Source organism: Embleya sp. NPDC001921, assembly GCF_053594475.1.
In genome coordinates this window covers 98,231-112,387 of record NZ_JBSFEO010000035.1, presented here as the reverse complement: position 1 = coordinate 112,387, position 14,157 = coordinate 98,231, and the positions used below count along the sequence as shown (strand labels likewise).

Here is a 14,157-nt window from a genome sequence, read left to right as displayed (position 1 = left end):
TCGCGGCGCGGGGGTCTCACCCGTGCAGCGTGGCGTGCAGCGGCAGCCAGGCCGCGCCCGCACAGCGCACGGCCACCTCGGCCGGATCGACCCACTCGGCCGCGTCGCATTCCGAGTCGGGGTCCGGACGGGTCGGCGCGCCCGGATCCGGCAGGCGCACGGTGTAGAAGGCCTGGAACGCCCGGGTCGGATAGCGGTAGTCGGCCGGCGGCGTGGCCAAGAGCGTGATCCGCTGGCCGCCGAGCAGGGTGAGCCGGTCGGCGTTCAGCCGCAGCCCCGCCTCCTCCGCGAGTTCGCGCGCCGCCGCGCGCTCCGGGGTCTCCCCCGGATCCAGATGCCCGCCGGGCACCTCCCAGCCCCGGCCCGGCCGGCCCACCCGGGTCAGCAGCGTGCGCCCGAGGCCGTCCAGCGCGAAGACGAACGCGGTGGTCACCGCATAGCCCTCGGGCAGGTCGGCGCAGCGCAGGATGTCCATCCGGTGCGTGGTGGGGATCCAGGGCACGGTCAGCGATTCGAGCACGGTTGACGCCATGGGGCCATCCTCGCCCAGGGCGTACCGGCGCGAGTGGGCCGGCCGGCTGTCACGACCACCGTCACCCGAGCAGCGCACGGCACCCCGTTCGCCGCCTGGCAGGGCCGGGACTTCCTGCACCTGGACCGCCTCTTCCTCCGCGACGAACACGAAGGCGCGATCAGGTTCTACGATCGGCTCGGCGCCACCGGTCGCGAAAAACTTCGCTACACGCTTCCCACGGGCCCCACGAACAGGGCACCTTAGGGTGTGCCACAGGTCGTCTTGGCCTACCTTAGACCGCCTTACCCCGCCTTAGGTCCGCCGGCCGCGGCTTAGGTATGGGATCGGGTCCGGGTGCCCGGATAGATGCGGCATCCGCCTCATGCCCCGACCCCCACTGGGGCGCGAAGCTGTTACCACGAGCCGGGGAGACCGGGTCGAAGTAACAGAAGGTGGACACAGTGATCGAGTACGAGCTGTACAAGAGCCGTCAGCAGGAGCTTCTCGCCGGTGCCGCCAACGACCGCATGGTCCGGGCGGCTCTGCGCACCCGTCGCGCCGAGGCCAAGGCCCGTCGCGCCGAGCGGCTGGAGCACGAGGTGGTGCACAGCGCCGCCGCGACCGAGTCGGTACGCATGCGTCGGAACCTGCAGCTCCTCGCCCGGTGAGGGCGACGGTGACCCCCGACAAGCGGTCCGAACCGGCCGGCCGATGTAGCGACCGGCCGCACGAATCGCGACAGCGCGAAGAGGCAACACCGAAACACCCCAGGCGACCCCGAGTGGACCTTGTCCCTCGGGGTCGCTGCACGTTCGGGTCCGCCCGCCCCACCACACGTGGCACCCGACGACCCGTGCCACCCGGCGATCACGCGCTCGGTGGCGGGCCGCTACCGTGGCGGCGTTCGCCGCACCGCCGAAGGCGATGACCCACCGAAGCAACGACCCACCGAATCCATGAACGGGGAGACTCGGCCGATGAGCGTCGCGTTGTTCACCCTGGGCGGCACGATCGCGATGGCCGGAGCCGTCGGCTCGGGCGCCGGCACCGTCGTGGCCCGTCTCGACGGCGCGAACCTGACCGCCGCCGTGCCCGGTCTCGCGGACCTGGGTGTGCCGCTCGACATCCAGGACGTACAGGCCGTGCCCAGTGGGAACCTGACGTTCACGCAGGTTCTCGACGTGGTCGCGGCCGCGTCGCGCGCCGTCGCGCGGGGCGCGCTCGGCGTCGTGGTCACCCAGGGCACGGACACGCTCGAGGAGACCGCCTACCTCGTCGACCTGGTCTGGCCGCACCCGGAGCCGTTCGTCCTCACCGGTGCGATGCGCAATCCGACCCTGGCCGGCCCCGACGGCCCCGCGAACCTGCTCGCCGCCGCCCGGGTGGCGGTGGCCGAATCGGCCCGTGGCCTGGGCGCGTTGGTGGTCTTCGGCGACGAGATACACGCCGCGCGCCGGGTCCGCAAGACGCACAGCACGAGTACGGCCACGTTCCGCTCGCCCGACACCGGACCGCTGGGACACGTGATCGAGGGCACCGTACGGATCCTCAGCGCGCCGCCGCGGCACGAGCCGCTGCCGATCCCGGAACCCGCCGCGCTCACCGCGGCCGGGGTCGCGCTGTACACGGTCGCCCTCGACGACGACGGCGCGCTGCTCGCCGACCTCCCGGCCGACCAACGGGGCCTGGTGGTCGCCGCGTTCGGGGTCGGCCACGTCCCGGCCTCGCTCGCGCCCGTACTCGGCGCGCTGGCCGAACGAGTCCCCGTCGTGCTGACCTCGCGCACCGGCTCCGGCTCCGTGTTGCGGCACACCTACGGCGCGATCGGGTCGGAGACCGACCTGCAGCGCCGCGGCCTGATCAACGCGGGGCTGCTCGACCCGTACAAGGCCCGGGTGTTGCTGCGCCTGCTCCTCGCGTCGGGTGCGGATCGCGCCGCCGTGGTCGCGGGGTTCGCCGCACACGGCTGAGGGCTCCTATCCGCTGCCGTTCCGGGCGATCGGTCGACCATCGGCCGATCCCGGTCGCCCGCGAGGAGGTCGCGCCGATCAGCCGCCCGCGGCGGACAGGAAGTGCCGTACGTCCGCCGCCGGCGCCGCCAACTGCTCGCCGGCCTCCAGCACGGTGGTCACCGACGCCGCCCACCCGCAGCCGCCCATCCGCCGCGGCCGCAACTCCCAGGTCAGCGCGACCCGCCCGCCGGACCGGAAGACCGCGGTGACGGTGAGATCACGATCGTCGGTGTGCCAGCGGCGCTCACCGTCCCACCCCCCGAAGTCGCGGGCGAGGTCGGTGAGGAAGCCGTCTATCTCGGTTGCCTCACCGGTCCAGCCGACCACGCGGTCCAGCCGGGCGGCCATCCCGGGCGCGTGGATCTCGACGGTGTAGTGCACCAGCCGCGACGCGGTGTAGTGCGCGGCGACCTCGTCGTCCGGGCTCACCGCGTCCCGAAAGCGAATCCAGGTGTCCGGATCGTCGTTGCACCGCACGATCACGTCGTTCGGGTCCGACGACCCGGTCGGCTCGTTCGATTCGTTCGCCGCGTCGAAGTGGGGATGCATCCGCCGAACCGTAGGGCAGAGCACCCGTCGGCGTCATTCCGGTTACGCATACTCGCGTGCGCCCGCGCGGAGACCGGCACCGCGCGCGGCCGGGTGAAGTCCGGGCGGGCCCCGGGGACTTCGGGCCCACCCGGGTGGCTCGCTCAGCCGCGAACGCGTTCGACGCGGCCCTCGTCCCAGACCGGGCCGTCCGTCTCGCGAACCCGGCCGTCCTGGCCGAAGACCATGAAGCGGTCGAAGGACGACGCGAACCAGCGGTCGTGGGTGACCGCCAGCACGGTGCCGTCGAAGGCCTCCAGGGCGTCCTGGAGCGCCTCGGCCGAGACCAGGTCCAGGTTGTCCGTCGGCTCGTCGAGCAGCAGCAGATTGGCACCGGAGAGTTCGAGCAACAACACCTGGAAGCGGGCCTGTTGGCCGCCCGAGAGGGTGTCGAAGGGCTGCTCGGCGCCGTAGGCGAGCTCGTACCGGTCCAGCACCTTGGCGGCGCCCTCGCGGCCCAGCCCGCTGCGGTGCTCGTCGCCCCGGCCCAGGATGTCGACCAGGGTCTTGCCCGCGAACTCGGGGTGGTCGTGCGTCTGCGCGAACCACCCGGGCCGTACCCGCGCGCCCAGCCGGGCCCGGCCGGTGTGCGCCACCGGCGCGATCACCGTGTCGCCGACCGGCTCGTGCTCGGCCTCGGGATCGGTGCCGCCGGCCGCGAGCAGGCGCAGGAAGTGCGACTTGCCCGAGCCGTTCGAGCCGAGCACCGCGACCCGGTCCCCGTACCAGACCTCGGTATCGAACGGCTGCATCAGGCCGGTGAGTTCGAGCCGCTCGGCGATCACCGCGCGCTTGCCGGTCCGGGAGCCGCGCAGCCGCATCTTGACGTCCTGCTCGCGCGGGATGTTCTGCGGCGGGCCGGCCTCCTCGAACTTGCGCAGCCGGGTCCGGGCGGCCTGCAACCGGGAGGCCAGGCCGTCGTTGTACGCCGCCTTGTTCTTGTACATCAGGACCAACGCCTTGAGCTTGGCGTGTTCCTCGTCCCAGCGGCGCCCCAACTCCTCGAAGCGCTCGAACCGGGCGCGCCGGGCCTCGTGGTAGGTGGCGAACGAACCCCCGTGGATCCACACGGTGTTGCCCGCCGCGCCGAGTTCGATCGTGACGATCCGGTCGGCGGCCCGAGCGAGCAGTTCGCGGTCGTGCGAGACCAGCAGGACCGACTTCTGGGACTCGCGCAGGGACTGTTCGAGCCAGCGCTTGCCGGGCACGTCGAGGTAGTTGTCCGGCTCGTCGAGGATCAGCACCTCGTCCGGACCACGCAGTAGGGCCTCCAGCGCGAGCCGCTTCTGCTCGCCGCCGGAGAGCGTGCGCACCTCGCGCCACTTGGCGCCGTCGTACGTGGTGCCCAGCGCCGCCTGACAACACTGGTCCCACGCGGGCTCGATGTCGTAGCCGCCCGCGTCGCCGAACTCGGCCAGCGCGGTGGCGTAGCGCATCTGGTGCTTCTCGTCGTCGTTGTCCATCAGCGCCAGCTCGGCCTCGTCGACCGCGCGCATCGCGTCCCGGATCCGCGGCGGGGCGAGCGAGACGAGCAGGTCGCGCACGGTGGACGCGTCCCGGATCCGGCCGACGAACTGCGGCATGATGCCGAGCCCGCCGGTGCGGGCGACCGCGCCGGTGTCCGGTTTCAGCTCGCCCGTGATGATCCGCAGCAGTGTGGTCTTGCCGGCGCCGTTCGCGCCGATCAGCGCGACGGTGGTGCCGTCGCCGACCCGGAAGGAGACCTCGTCCAGCAGGACACGCCCGTCGGGAAGGGTGAAGCCGACGGTGTTGACATCGATGTAGCCCATGGCGTGCGCGCGTCCTTCGTCCTGCGTTCGTCGGTGGTGGGTCCGAGGTTGCGTTCGGTGCCGGGACCCACGGTCACTCCGAGGATGACATCCCTTCCTACCCGCTCGGCCCCACCCGAGCCAACGCATTTCACCCTCCCGGGCCCTCCCGGACCCTCCGACACGACACGCGCCGGTGATCGAAAGCGCACGGATCGTGACCCGAGGGACCGAGCGTGCCCGCATCGGCCCAGGACGCGGCCCGTGATCCTTTCGCATAGTGCGTCTCTTGATTCGCGCATCGCGACCTGGAACGGTGACGGCTCATCAGTTTCGGGGTTATCCAAGGAGTCGCGGTGGCGCACACGGAACCGCAGCAGATCGCCGGGCAGGTCGCCCGGGGCGAACGCAGTCCGCTCGAGTTCGGGGTGTTCCTGGCCCCCTTCCATCAAGCCGGGCGCAATCCGACCCTGATGCTGGAGCAGGACCTGGCCCTGATCGAGCACCTGGACCGACTCGGCTACGCCGAGGCGTGGATCGGCGAGCATCATTCGGGCGGCTGGGAGATCGTCGCCTCGCCCGAGCTGTTCATCGCGAGCGCCGCCGCGCGGACCCGGCACATCCGGTTCGGCACGGGTGTCGTCTCGCTGCCGTACCACCACCCGTTGCACGTCGCGGATCGTATGGTGCTGCTCGACCACCTCACCCGAGGCCGGGTCATGCTCGGCGTCGGCCCCGGCCAACTCGCCTCCGACGCACACATGTTGGGCATCGACACGGCGCGCCAGCGGGCCATGATGGAGGAGTCGCTGGAGGCGATCGTCGCGCTGCTGGCCGGCCGCGAGCCGGTGACCCGGGAGAGCGACTGGTTCACGCTGCGCGACGCCCGCTTGCAACTGCGGCCGTACACGCACCCGTCGTTCGAGCTCGCGGTCGCCGCGACGTTCTCGCCCGCCGGTCCGCGCACGGCCGGGCGGTTCGGCGCGGGCATGCTCTCGATCGCCGCGAGCCAGGAGGGCGGCTTCGACGCGCTCGGCACCCACTGGGGCATCGCGAACGAGGTCGCGCAGCGCTACGGGCAGAGTATGGATCGGTCCAAGTGGCGGCTGATGGGCATGATGCACATCGCCGAGACCGAGGAGCAGGCGCGCCGCGAGGTCGCCTACGGCCTCGAAGGCATCCAGAACTACCAGGCCAAGGTGTTGCCGATCCCGCTGGACACCGCGACGCCGCTCGCCGAGCGGATCGAACACGGCAACGCCACCGGGTCGTTCATCTGCGGCACGCCCGAGATGGCGATCCGCCAGATCGAGCGGTTGTGGCAGAAGTCCGGCGGCTTCGGCACCTACCTGTTCATGGGCGCGGACTTCGCGGACGCCGAGGCGACGAAGCGCTCCTACGAGTTGATCGCGCGCGAGGTGATCCCGTACTTCACCGGCGCCGCGTACGCCCCGCTCGCGTCCCAGGACTGGCAGGTGGGCCTCTCCGAGACCTGGCGCGAGCGGACCGCGCAGGCGGTCGGCGGTGCGTTGAAGGACTACGAGAACACGAAGGGAAGCACGGCGTGAGCGAGCGGGTCGAGGAAGCCGCGGCGGGTCGGGGCATCGGGGCGGGACGCCTCGCGGGCAGGGTCGCGCTGGTGACCGGGGCGGCGGCGGGCATCGGACTGGCCGTCGCACGACGGTTCGCGGCCGAGGGCGCCTACGTGGTCGCGGGCGACATCGACGCGGCCGGACTCGCGTCGCTCGCCGATGAGTTGGGCCCGGAGCGGTGCGCGATTCGGCTGTGCGACGTGACCGTCGAGGACGACGTGGCCGCGCTGGTACAGGTCGCCGTGGACGGCTTCGGCGGCCTGGACGTCGCAGTGGCCAACGCGGGCGGCGGTACGGCGGCGGAACTGGCCGACCACGACTACGCGGCCTGGCGCCGCATCGTCGACCTGTGCCTGAACGGCGCGTTCCTGACCGTCAAGCACGCGGGCCGCGCGATGCGCGCCCGGGACGGTGGGGCCGGCTCGATCATCACCATGGCCTCGCTCAACGCGGTCCAGCCGGGCCGGGGCATGGGCGCGTACTGCGCGGCCAAGGCCGGCGTGGTCGCGCTGACCGAGGTCGCCGCCCTCGAACTGGGACCGGCCGGCATCCGCGTCAACGCCGTGGCCCCGGGCCTGATCCGCACCCGGGCCACCGCCGGCATGTGGCATGTCCCGGGCGTGGTCGAGGAGTACGTCGAGAACGCCCCGCTGGGCCGCTTCGCGGAGCCCGAAGAAGTCGCCGCCGTGGTCCTGTTCCTCGCCTCCGACGAGGCGTCCTTCGTCTCGGGCAGCGTGTACGGAGTCGACGGCGGCGCCCGCACCCGACGCTATCCGGACTTGATCGCAGCCCTGGAGCGGTTGGCGGACGGATGACGCCGGACGGGACGGGTGGCGCCGGGCGCGCGTGACCGGCTCGGCCACCGGTCGCCGTGGCGGTGACGACGCCCGATCGGGTCGGTTTTCCACGGGCGCGCCGGATCGGTGATCAAGCGGCTGATCAGGGCCAAAAGGGGCGCGGGGGTTCCTCTTCCGGTTACTGACGATGCGTCATGTTTCTGATCGGTAATGGCACTATCGCCTCCGAATGGTCGTGTCCGCGATCGGTTGGCGGCCTGCTACGGCCGGGTTCGACCTCTTCGATCCGAGACGGTTTTCCGGCCCCGGAGACGGGAAACCAAAGGGCACCGAACGGGACGGGAGGGGACCTGACACCCCCGGATGCGCGACGGCGCACCCCCCACCCCGTGGGTATCGAGGCGCCGGCGGCCGGGCCCACTCCCCCGTGCCCGACCGCCGGCCGCCTACGGCCGTGCTGCCTCGGAAGGCCGTGTCCCACGCCGGGCTTCCGGCGGCCGGCGAGGCGGCCCGGGGGCCGAGGAGGTCGAAGAAGCGCCCGAGCCGACGATCGCTCCACCGAGCACACCGCCCATCTCCTGGAAGGTGCCGAGCACACCCGCGGCGGCCGCGACGCGCGTGGGCGCTACGCCGGCCGACACCGCCGAGGTGAGCGGCGCCAGGACCGGGCCCATGCCGGCACCGGCCAGGAGCAGACCCCAAGCCGGCGCCACGATCGTCCCCGCGGCCGAGCCGCGCGCGGCCACCGCGACGCCGGTCGCCAGGACCAGCGCCCCGGCGGGCGGCAACCGGTCGCCGAACCGGCCGTCCAGGCACCCGGCGCGGGCCGCCGCGCCCAGGAATCCCGGATTCAGCGCCGCCGCCACCGCTCCGGAGGCCAAGGGGCCCAGTCCGCACCCGCGTTGGAGGTACGGCGGGAGCAGCGGCGACAGCGCGGCCGAGGTGCCGAACAACACGGCCGGCGCGACCGACCCCAGCGCGAGGCCGCGCTCCGAAAACAGTCCGGGGTCCAACAGCGGCCGACGGCCCGCCCGTACCCGCCGCCGCGCCCCGTGCGACCCGGAAGCCGACCAGCGGCGGCGCTTGCGAACGGCGCGCCGCTCACCGTGCGATCGATGGGGATCGCCCCGCGCCGGCGCCTGTCGGCCGTCCGGTTGTCCGAACCCGCTCCGGCCCCACCGCCCGCGTTCAGTGCACGTCGATACCGCGCAGATGCCGCGTGTCGTTGTAACGGATCGCGCGCGGACGCCCGTCGCGCACGCGCCAGCGCGAGATCGAGGCGTTGCCCACCGGATCGGTCCGCACCAGGCGATCGACGTCGGTCTCGGTGAGGCCCTCCAGGATGTAGCGCAGCATCAGCACGGTCGCGTCGTGGCCGACGATCAGGACGTGCGCACCCGGCGCCTCGTGCCGCAGGTCGGCCAGCAGCGTGCGCAGCCGCAGCGCGACGTCGGCGAGCGATTCGCCGCCGGGCGGGCGGTAGTACAGGTCGCCGACGCGGCGTCGGCGCTCGGCCTCGTCCGGGTAGAGCTTTTCGATCGCGGCGGCCGTCCGCAGTTCCAGGACACCCATCTCGCGATCGCGCAGCCGCTCGTCGCGGCGCGGCGGGGGAAGCAACAGGCCCACCCGGGCGGCCTCGCGGGCGATGATGCGCATCGTCGAGCGGGCTCGGCGGTACGGCGAGACCAGGACCACGTCCGGCGTCTCGCCCTTGAGCGCGAGCCGACGCCCGACCGCACCGGCCTGGTCCTCGCCACGCGCGGTGAGCGAGATGTCGGCGTCGCGGCCGGTCATCGCCACGGCGAATTCGCCGAACTCCCCGTCCTCTTCCGATCCACGGCCGGTCCGCGAGGACCCGTCGGGGGCGTCGCCCGCGCCGCCGGCGGCAGCGGCGGCCATGGCCGCGTTGGCGGTGCTTTCGCCGTGCCGCACGGCGACGATCTCGGCCGGCCCGAAGGGCGCGTTGTCCGACGTGCTGCCCACGGTGCCCCCAAGGCTTCGTTCCCTCTCATGGTTCTCACCCCCGGGACCGGCCCGAAACGCGCCACCGGGCCACACCGCCACATCCTCCGGCCGGTCCGCTCCGACCCCGGCCGCGCCGAGGCGACGGGTCCGCACCGACCATCCGGTGGGCCCATCACACGAGACACGACCGGACTTGTGTGATCATCCATCCGTGTGTCCGGATAATCTGACCGCATGATCGAACCTCGCGTCGCCCTCGTCACCTGCGCCGAGCTGCCCGACCTCGACCCCGACGATCGCCTGCTCGTCGAACCGCTGGCCGCTCGCGGCATCCGCGCCGAGGCCGCCGTGTGGAACGACCCGACGGTCGACTGGGCCGCGTACGACCTGGTGATCCTGCGCTCGGTCTGGGACTACCCGGCGCACCGCGAGGAGTTCCTCGAGTGGGCCGCGAGCGTGCCGCGCCTGGCCAACCCGGCGGTCGTGGCGGCCTGGAACACCGACAAGACCTACCTGCGCGACCTGACCAAGGCGGCCCTGCCCGTCGTCGAGACGATGTGGCTCGAGCCCGACTCCACCGTCACACTGCCCACGTCCGGCGTGCACGTGGTCAAGCCGGCGGTGGGTGCCGGATCCATGGACACCGAGCGCTACGACCTGGCCGTACCCGAGGAACGCGCGCTCGCCGCCGGGCACGCCACCAGCCTGCTCGCGGCCGGCCGGACCGTGATGGTGCAGCCGTACCTGGAGGCGGTCGACACGGCCGGCGAGTCCGCGCTCGTCTACTTCGACGGCGTCTTCAGCCACGCCGTGCGCAAGGGCGCGATGCTCGACGGCACCGCCGAAGAGGTCGGCGGCCTGTACAAGAGCGAGCGGATCGAGGCCCGCGAACCCTCCGCCGCCGAACTCGCGGTCGCGGCCCGGGTGCTGACCGAGATCCCGGTCGGCCCACTGCTGTACGCGCGCGTCGACCTGATTCCCGCCGCCGACGGCACACCCACGCTGCTGGAGCTGGAGCTGACCGAACCGTCGCTGTTCCTCGCCCATGCCGAGGGCGCCGCCGAGCACTTCGCGGACACGATCGTCGCCGCGCTGCACCCGTAGCCGGCGCCGCGCCCGGGCCTTCGGCCCACCACCCGAGCACCGCCGCGAAGGGCCCGACCACCCCGGTCGGGCCCTTCGCGCACCCGGGCGGCCGGAAATCGCGTCGCCGCGCGTACGCCGGCCGCGTACCGTGACAGCCGCGCATCCCACCGAAAGGCGAGCGACGTCATGACCGGCCGGAGTCCGCAGGACCGCAAGCGCCTGAGCTACCTCAAGGACCGACGCAACAGTTACGGCGAGAACGACAAGAGTTCGCGCCGGAACATCCGTCGGAACAAGCGCGCGGTGCACAGCGCCAATCGCCGCCGCGAGCACCTCGTCCTCACCGCGCTGACCGGCGTCCGGGACGGCACCGGGGCCGACGCCGTCGAGGAAGGCCTGTTCGCGAAGCGGCCCAAGACGTGGCGCAAGGCCCCCGACGAACCACTGGCCGAGGCGCTCGTCCGCGGCTTCGAACGCCGCGTCCGCATGGGCATCGAGGACGGCACCACCGCCGACCGCCGCATCCACCACATCCGACGCCGCCTCGCCCGCCCCATCGCCGGCTGACCGACAACGCGGCGACCGCGCGGCGGCGCAGGCCGTCCCCCGCTTCGCCTCGCGCCCCCTCTCCCCAGGCCCGATCCGGCTCAGCCGGACGGCGGTATCGGATCTGTACGGCCTCCCCGTCCGGGAGACGATGGATCAATGAAGCACGACATTTCCCTCGAATGGGACGGCGATCCCGCGGCCGAGGATCGGCGGGCCACGGAGGTGTACGCCTCGGTCGGCCTCCCGGCACCGACCCCCGCGGACACCGACGCCGGCCCCGACGCCGGCGGGTCCGGCGATCGCATCGGGACCGTCGGCGCGCGCCGCGCCGGCCGGCTGCTCGGCTGGGTGAGCATCTACGGCGACGGCGAATCCGGCGTCGCCGCCCAGGGTGAGCGGGCCGACCGGCTCGCCCGCCGGCTGGTCCGGGGGTCCTACGTCGGCGATCCCCCCGCGACCGCCGAGGAACGCGCCGCGTTCGTGTCGATGTACCGGCGCGCCGCCGAACAGGCCCGCGCGGTCGGTGCCCGGGTGTTGCACTGGAGCGGCACCGACACCGGGCCGGAGGGCGACGCGGCCCGCGCGCTCTCGGCCCGGGTCACCGGTGAGATCGCCCGGATCTGGACGGTCGACCCACGCGGCTGGTGGCCTCCGGGCGGACTGCCCGCGATCCGGGTACGCGCCCTGCCGCCACCCCGCGTGGGCCTGATCGGCGAGGGCGCCGAACTCACCGTCGACATCGCGGACGACCGGGCCTACCTCAACGCGGGCGAGGCGATCACCGCCCCCGGCGTCGCGGCCGACATCCTCGGGGCCGTGGTCGCGGAACTGGTCGACTCGCTCCGCCGCGAGCGCCCGGAGGTACACGAGCTCGCCGTGTTCGAATTCGACGGCGACACCGAAGGCGCCGTCCGCCAGGCCCTCCCACTCGCCGGCCTGCGCATCGAACACCGCGTCCTCGACTTCGAACTCCCCCTCGCCTGAACCCCGAAGCCCCGACTCCGGCACCGACCTCGGCACCGACTCCGACCCCGTGGGCTGGATCACGACGTGGTCGGCAGCGCCGCCGCGCTGATCCGCACCGGCGTCGTATCGCCCGAACGCGCGATGGCCTGGCTCGTGTTGTCCGTCCTGGTCTGTGTCCTCGCGCTGATCGGCGCCCGCCACTGCTACCGGGAGGGCCGGCTCGCCCAGGGCGCCGTGATCGTCGGCGGGGCCGCCACCGTGTTCGCCTCTCCCGTGTCCTGGACACCTCACCAAGTCCGGCTGGTCCTCGCCGCGTTGCTGCTCGCGAGCGGACCCCCCGAGCCCGCGCGGTGGGCCGTTGCGCGTTGCTCGTGGTGATGACGATCGGCGTCGGCGGCCTGCTGCCGTTCGGGGAAGGTAGTCGGTGCGAGCCGCGCCGGCTTGCCGCCGCCGCGCTGAAGCACGACGTGACGCGGTGGATCGACCACGTCGATCCACCGCGTCACGAGCGCTCTCGCCCGCTCACCGGCCACGCCGCGACCGCGCGCACGATCGCGACCGCCACGACGTCACGTCCTTCGGTAGGTCGCGACGGACGCCCCGTGCTCGAGCACCGTGCCACCCGTCCGGGTGAACGCGGTGACCTCGAACCCGCCGGACAACATCGGGGTCCCGGCGCCCATCAGGATCGGGTAGGTCTTGATCACCAGTTCGTCGATCTCGGCCATCAGGCTCCCCGCCAGGAGCCCGCCGCCCGCCAGCCAGATGCCCTTGCCGGTCGACTCGGCCTTCAACTCGCGGACCTTGGCGACCGGGTCGCCCGCGATCAGGGTCACCCTGGGGTCGGGGCTCTCGGTGATGCTGCCGGTGACGACGTACGTGCGCAGGTGGCTGTACGGGTCGGTGATGCCCACCCGGAGCGCCGGATCGTACGTCGCGCGACCCATCACGATCGTGTCGAAGTGCCGGAACTCGGTGTCCGGTGCGACCCCCATGTGCGCGGCCACATGCGCCGGGAGCGTCTCCGGGTACTCGGAGACCAGGTGTGCCACGACGTCTTCCCCGACCGGGAAGAAGTCGTAGTTGCCGTCCTTGTCGGCGATGAAGCCGTCGAGCGAGGCGCCGACGAAGTACGTGAGCTTTCGCATGCGAACTCTTTCCGTAGTGATGCCGAGCGGGCCGAAACGACTCGGCCGCCCGATGATGACTACAGTTATAGTACTTCAGATGTAGTGGTTGCAACCTTTCTCGTCACCACGGCCGGGTATCCGCCCCCGGCAACGGACGCAACCCCGGCCAGGCCGCCGACAATCGCCCCCGCAGCCGTCGTGCCAGCACACCCGACTCGCACAGCGGCTCGCTCGCCGTGTCGGCGACCACGCCGAGGCGGTGTACGAGGCGCTCGCGTGCCGAGACCGGACCCCACGTGAAGTCCTCCACCGGCACCCGGGCCAACTGGTCGACCCGATCCCGATGGGCCCGTTCGACCAGCGCGTCGCCGCGGATCAACCAGCCCGCGCACGCGTCGGCGATGCCCGTCTCCGGGTCGATGGCCCGTCCGGTCCGCGCCCGCCACGTCGACGCGTACACCGCCTCCACCTCGGCCAACGGCGTGCCGGTGACCGACATCGCACACCAGCAGGTGGGGAACCCGATCCGGAAGTAGGCGAGTTCGACCAGTCCGTCACCGAGCGCGGCCTGCTCGAAGTCGACGAACCGCACCCCGTCGGCGGTTCGCAGATCGTTGCCCGGACACGGGTCGCCGTGCAGCAGGGAGTACCGACCGGCCGGCTCCAGTCGGGTGAGCAGCGCGGCCAACTCGGCCGGGACGCCCGCCGGGATCGCCACCTCCAGCGTCTCGGCCAGCGCCAGGAACGACTCGGCGTCCGCGGCGGTCGGCGGCCGCCACGCGGGCAGCACCTCGGCGTCCTCCGGGCCGGTGAGCGCGTGCAGTCGGGCCAGCGCGTCGGCGTACCCGGGCATCCAGTCGTCGGTGCGACCCAGGTCGTCGAGATGTTCGAGCACCATGACGCACGCGTCGGGATCGACGGCGAGCACCGCGGGACCCACCGGCCCCCGCGCGGCCAGCCGCAGCCCCGCGACCTCCCGCGCGAACCGCTCGGACGCGCCGTAGCGGTGGTCGCCCGCCCCGATGATCTGTTTGACGATCGCCCGCTCGCCGCCGAACTCCACCCGCCACACCCGCGAACGCGGGCTGCTGTCCAGGAGTTTCGCCTTCTTCGGCGGGCCCAGCGCGGCCCGCAACGTGTCGCCGATCGGCACTCGTCGGATTCCCATGGGTCCGACACCCTACCCAGG

At 72.7% G+C, this 14,157-nt stretch carries 15 protein-coding genes; 8 read left to right on the top strand and 7 right to left on the bottom strand.

The features are described 5' to 3' along the window. Positions 1-16: 16 nt before the first annotated feature. Entirely contained in the window at positions 17-532 is a 516-nt protein-coding gene (locus ACWCPW_RS34120; protein ID WP_449765431.1) for an NUDIX hydrolase, read from the bottom strand. A gap of 443 nt (positions 533-975) precedes the next feature. Here ACWCPW_RS34120 and ACWCPW_RS34115 point away from each other — a divergent pair, with 443 nt between their 5' ends. Together ACWCPW_RS34115 and ACWCPW_RS34110 are read left to right on the top strand one after the other, a co-directional pair. After that, positions 976-1,182 carry a hypothetical protein gene (locus ACWCPW_RS34115; RefSeq protein WP_449765430.1) on the top strand — a complete coding sequence of 69 codons (207 nt, stop codon included), beginning with the start codon at positions 976-978 and terminating at the stop codon, positions 1,180-1,182. A gap of 309 nt (positions 1,183-1,491) precedes the next feature. Continuing rightward, positions 1,492-2,484, top strand: a complete 993-nt coding sequence (locus tag ACWCPW_RS34110; protein WP_449765429.1) for an asparaginase — start codon at positions 1,492-1,494, stop codon at positions 2,482-2,484. A gap of 78 nt (positions 2,485-2,562) precedes the next feature. Here ACWCPW_RS34110 and ACWCPW_RS34105 read toward each other — a convergent pair whose 3' ends face one another. Together ACWCPW_RS34105 and ACWCPW_RS34100 are read right to left on the bottom strand one after the other, a co-directional pair. Beyond that, entirely contained in the window at positions 2,563-3,075 is a 513-nt protein-coding gene (locus tag ACWCPW_RS34105) for a DUF6228 family protein (protein WP_449765428.1), read from the bottom strand. A 143-nt stretch (positions 3,076-3,218) separates the two neighbouring features. Next, entirely contained in the window at positions 3,219-4,904 is a 1,686-nt protein-coding gene (locus tag ACWCPW_RS34100; RefSeq protein ID WP_449765427.1) for an ABC-F family ATP-binding cassette domain-containing protein, read from the bottom strand. A gap of 335 nt (positions 4,905-5,239) precedes the next feature. On the opposite strand from ACWCPW_RS34100, the gene ACWCPW_RS34095 reads away from it, so the two are divergent. Beyond that, positions 5,240-6,451 carry an LLM class flavin-dependent oxidoreductase gene (locus tag ACWCPW_RS34095; RefSeq protein ID WP_449765426.1) on the top strand — a complete coding sequence of 404 codons (1,212 nt, stop codon included), beginning with the start codon at positions 5,240-5,242 and terminating at the stop codon, positions 6,449-6,451. Continuing rightward, positions 6,448-7,290: an SDR family NAD(P)-dependent oxidoreductase gene (locus tag ACWCPW_RS34090; protein WP_449765425.1), complete on the top strand. Its 843-nt coding sequence runs from the start codon at positions 6,448-6,450 to the stop codon at positions 7,288-7,290. Before ACWCPW_RS34095 ends, ACWCPW_RS34090 begins: the two co-directional genes overlap by 4 nt. Before the next feature lie 428 nt (positions 7,291-7,718). Here the strand turns inward: ACWCPW_RS34090 and ACWCPW_RS34085 are convergent, their stop codons facing one another. Then, positions 7,719-8,486, bottom strand: a complete 768-nt coding sequence (locus ACWCPW_RS34085) for an MFS transporter (RefSeq protein WP_449765466.1) — start codon at positions 8,484-8,486, stop codon at positions 7,719-7,721. Continuing rightward, the gene (locus ACWCPW_RS34080) at positions 8,461-9,255 is read right to left on the bottom strand and encodes a histidine phosphatase family protein (RefSeq protein ID WP_449765424.1); all 795 of its coding nucleotides are present in this window, start codon (positions 9,253-9,255) and stop codon (positions 8,461-8,463) included. Before ACWCPW_RS34080 ends, ACWCPW_RS34085 begins: the two co-directional genes overlap by 26 nt. Before the next feature lie 216 nt (positions 9,256-9,471). Between ACWCPW_RS34080 and ACWCPW_RS34075 the strand changes: the two genes are divergently transcribed. The 4 genes from ACWCPW_RS34075 to ACWCPW_RS34060 all read left to right on the top strand — a co-directional run bounded on the left by ACWCPW_RS34075 (position 9,472) and on the right by ACWCPW_RS34060 (position 12,216). Continuing rightward, positions 9,472-10,341, top strand: coding sequence for an ATP-grasp domain-containing protein (locus tag ACWCPW_RS34075; protein WP_449765423.1), 870 nt, complete (start codon positions 9,472-9,474; stop codon positions 10,339-10,341). 168 nt (positions 10,342-10,509) lie between these two features. Next, complete coding sequence (locus ACWCPW_RS34070; RefSeq protein ID WP_449765422.1) at positions 10,510-10,890, top strand: hypothetical protein; 381 nt, start codon at positions 10,510-10,512, stop codon at positions 10,888-10,890. A 138-nt stretch (positions 10,891-11,028) separates the two neighbouring features. Beyond that, positions 11,029-11,856, top strand: coding sequence for a hypothetical protein (locus tag ACWCPW_RS34065; protein ID WP_449765421.1), 828 nt, complete (start codon positions 11,029-11,031; stop codon positions 11,854-11,856). Positions 11,857-11,922: 66 nt separating this feature from the next. Then, entirely contained in the window at positions 11,923-12,216 is a 294-nt protein-coding gene (locus ACWCPW_RS34060; RefSeq protein WP_449765420.1) for a hypothetical protein, read from the top strand. A gap of 191 nt (positions 12,217-12,407) precedes the next feature. Here the strand turns inward: ACWCPW_RS34060 and ACWCPW_RS34055 are convergent, their stop codons facing one another. Both ACWCPW_RS34055 and ACWCPW_RS34050 read right to left on the bottom strand, forming a co-directional pair. After that, entirely contained in the window at positions 12,408-12,986 is a 579-nt protein-coding gene (locus ACWCPW_RS34055; RefSeq protein WP_449765419.1) for a dihydrofolate reductase family protein, read from the bottom strand. A gap of 103 nt (positions 12,987-13,089) precedes the next feature. Further along, positions 13,090-14,136 (bottom strand): phosphotransferase, encoded by a 1,047-nt coding sequence (locus ACWCPW_RS34050; protein WP_449765418.1) that lies wholly within the window; start codon positions 14,134-14,136, stop codon positions 13,090-13,092. Positions 14,137-14,157: the final 21 nt, after the last annotated feature.

Bases quoted from the DNA above. Each gene is read 5' to 3' on its own strand.
- ACWCPW_RS34055 (WP_449765419.1), bottom strand. From the start codon at position 12,986: ATGCGAAAGCTCACGTACTTCGTCGGCGCCTCGCTCGACGGCTTCATC.
- ACWCPW_RS34075 (WP_449765423.1), top strand. From the start codon at position 9,472: ATGATCGAACCTCGCGTCGCCCTCGTCACCTGCGCCGAGCTGCCCGAC.
- ACWCPW_RS34110 (WP_449765429.1), top strand. From the start codon at position 1,492: ATGAGCGTCGCGTTGTTCACCCTGGGCGGCACGATCGCGATGGCCGGA.
- ACWCPW_RS34065 (WP_449765421.1), top strand. From the start codon at position 11,029: ATGAAGCACGACATTTCCCTCGAATGGGACGGCGATCCCGCGGCCGAG.
- ACWCPW_RS34070 (WP_449765422.1), top strand. From the start codon at position 10,510: ATGACCGGCCGGAGTCCGCAGGACCGCAAGCGCCTGAGCTACCTCAAG.
- ACWCPW_RS34100 (WP_449765427.1), bottom strand. From the start codon at position 4,904: ATGGGCTACATCGATGTCAACACCGTCGGCTTCACCCTTCCCGACGGG.
- ACWCPW_RS34050 (WP_449765418.1), bottom strand. From the start codon at position 14,136: ATGGGAATCCGACGAGTGCCGATCGGCGACACGTTGCGGGCCGCGCTG.
- ACWCPW_RS34120 (WP_449765431.1), bottom strand. From the start codon at position 532: ATGGCGTCAACCGTGCTCGAATCGCTGACCGTGCCCTGGATCCCCACC.
- ACWCPW_RS34105 (WP_449765428.1), bottom strand. From the start codon at position 3,075: ATGCATCCCCACTTCGACGCGGCGAACGAATCGAACGAGCCGACCGGG.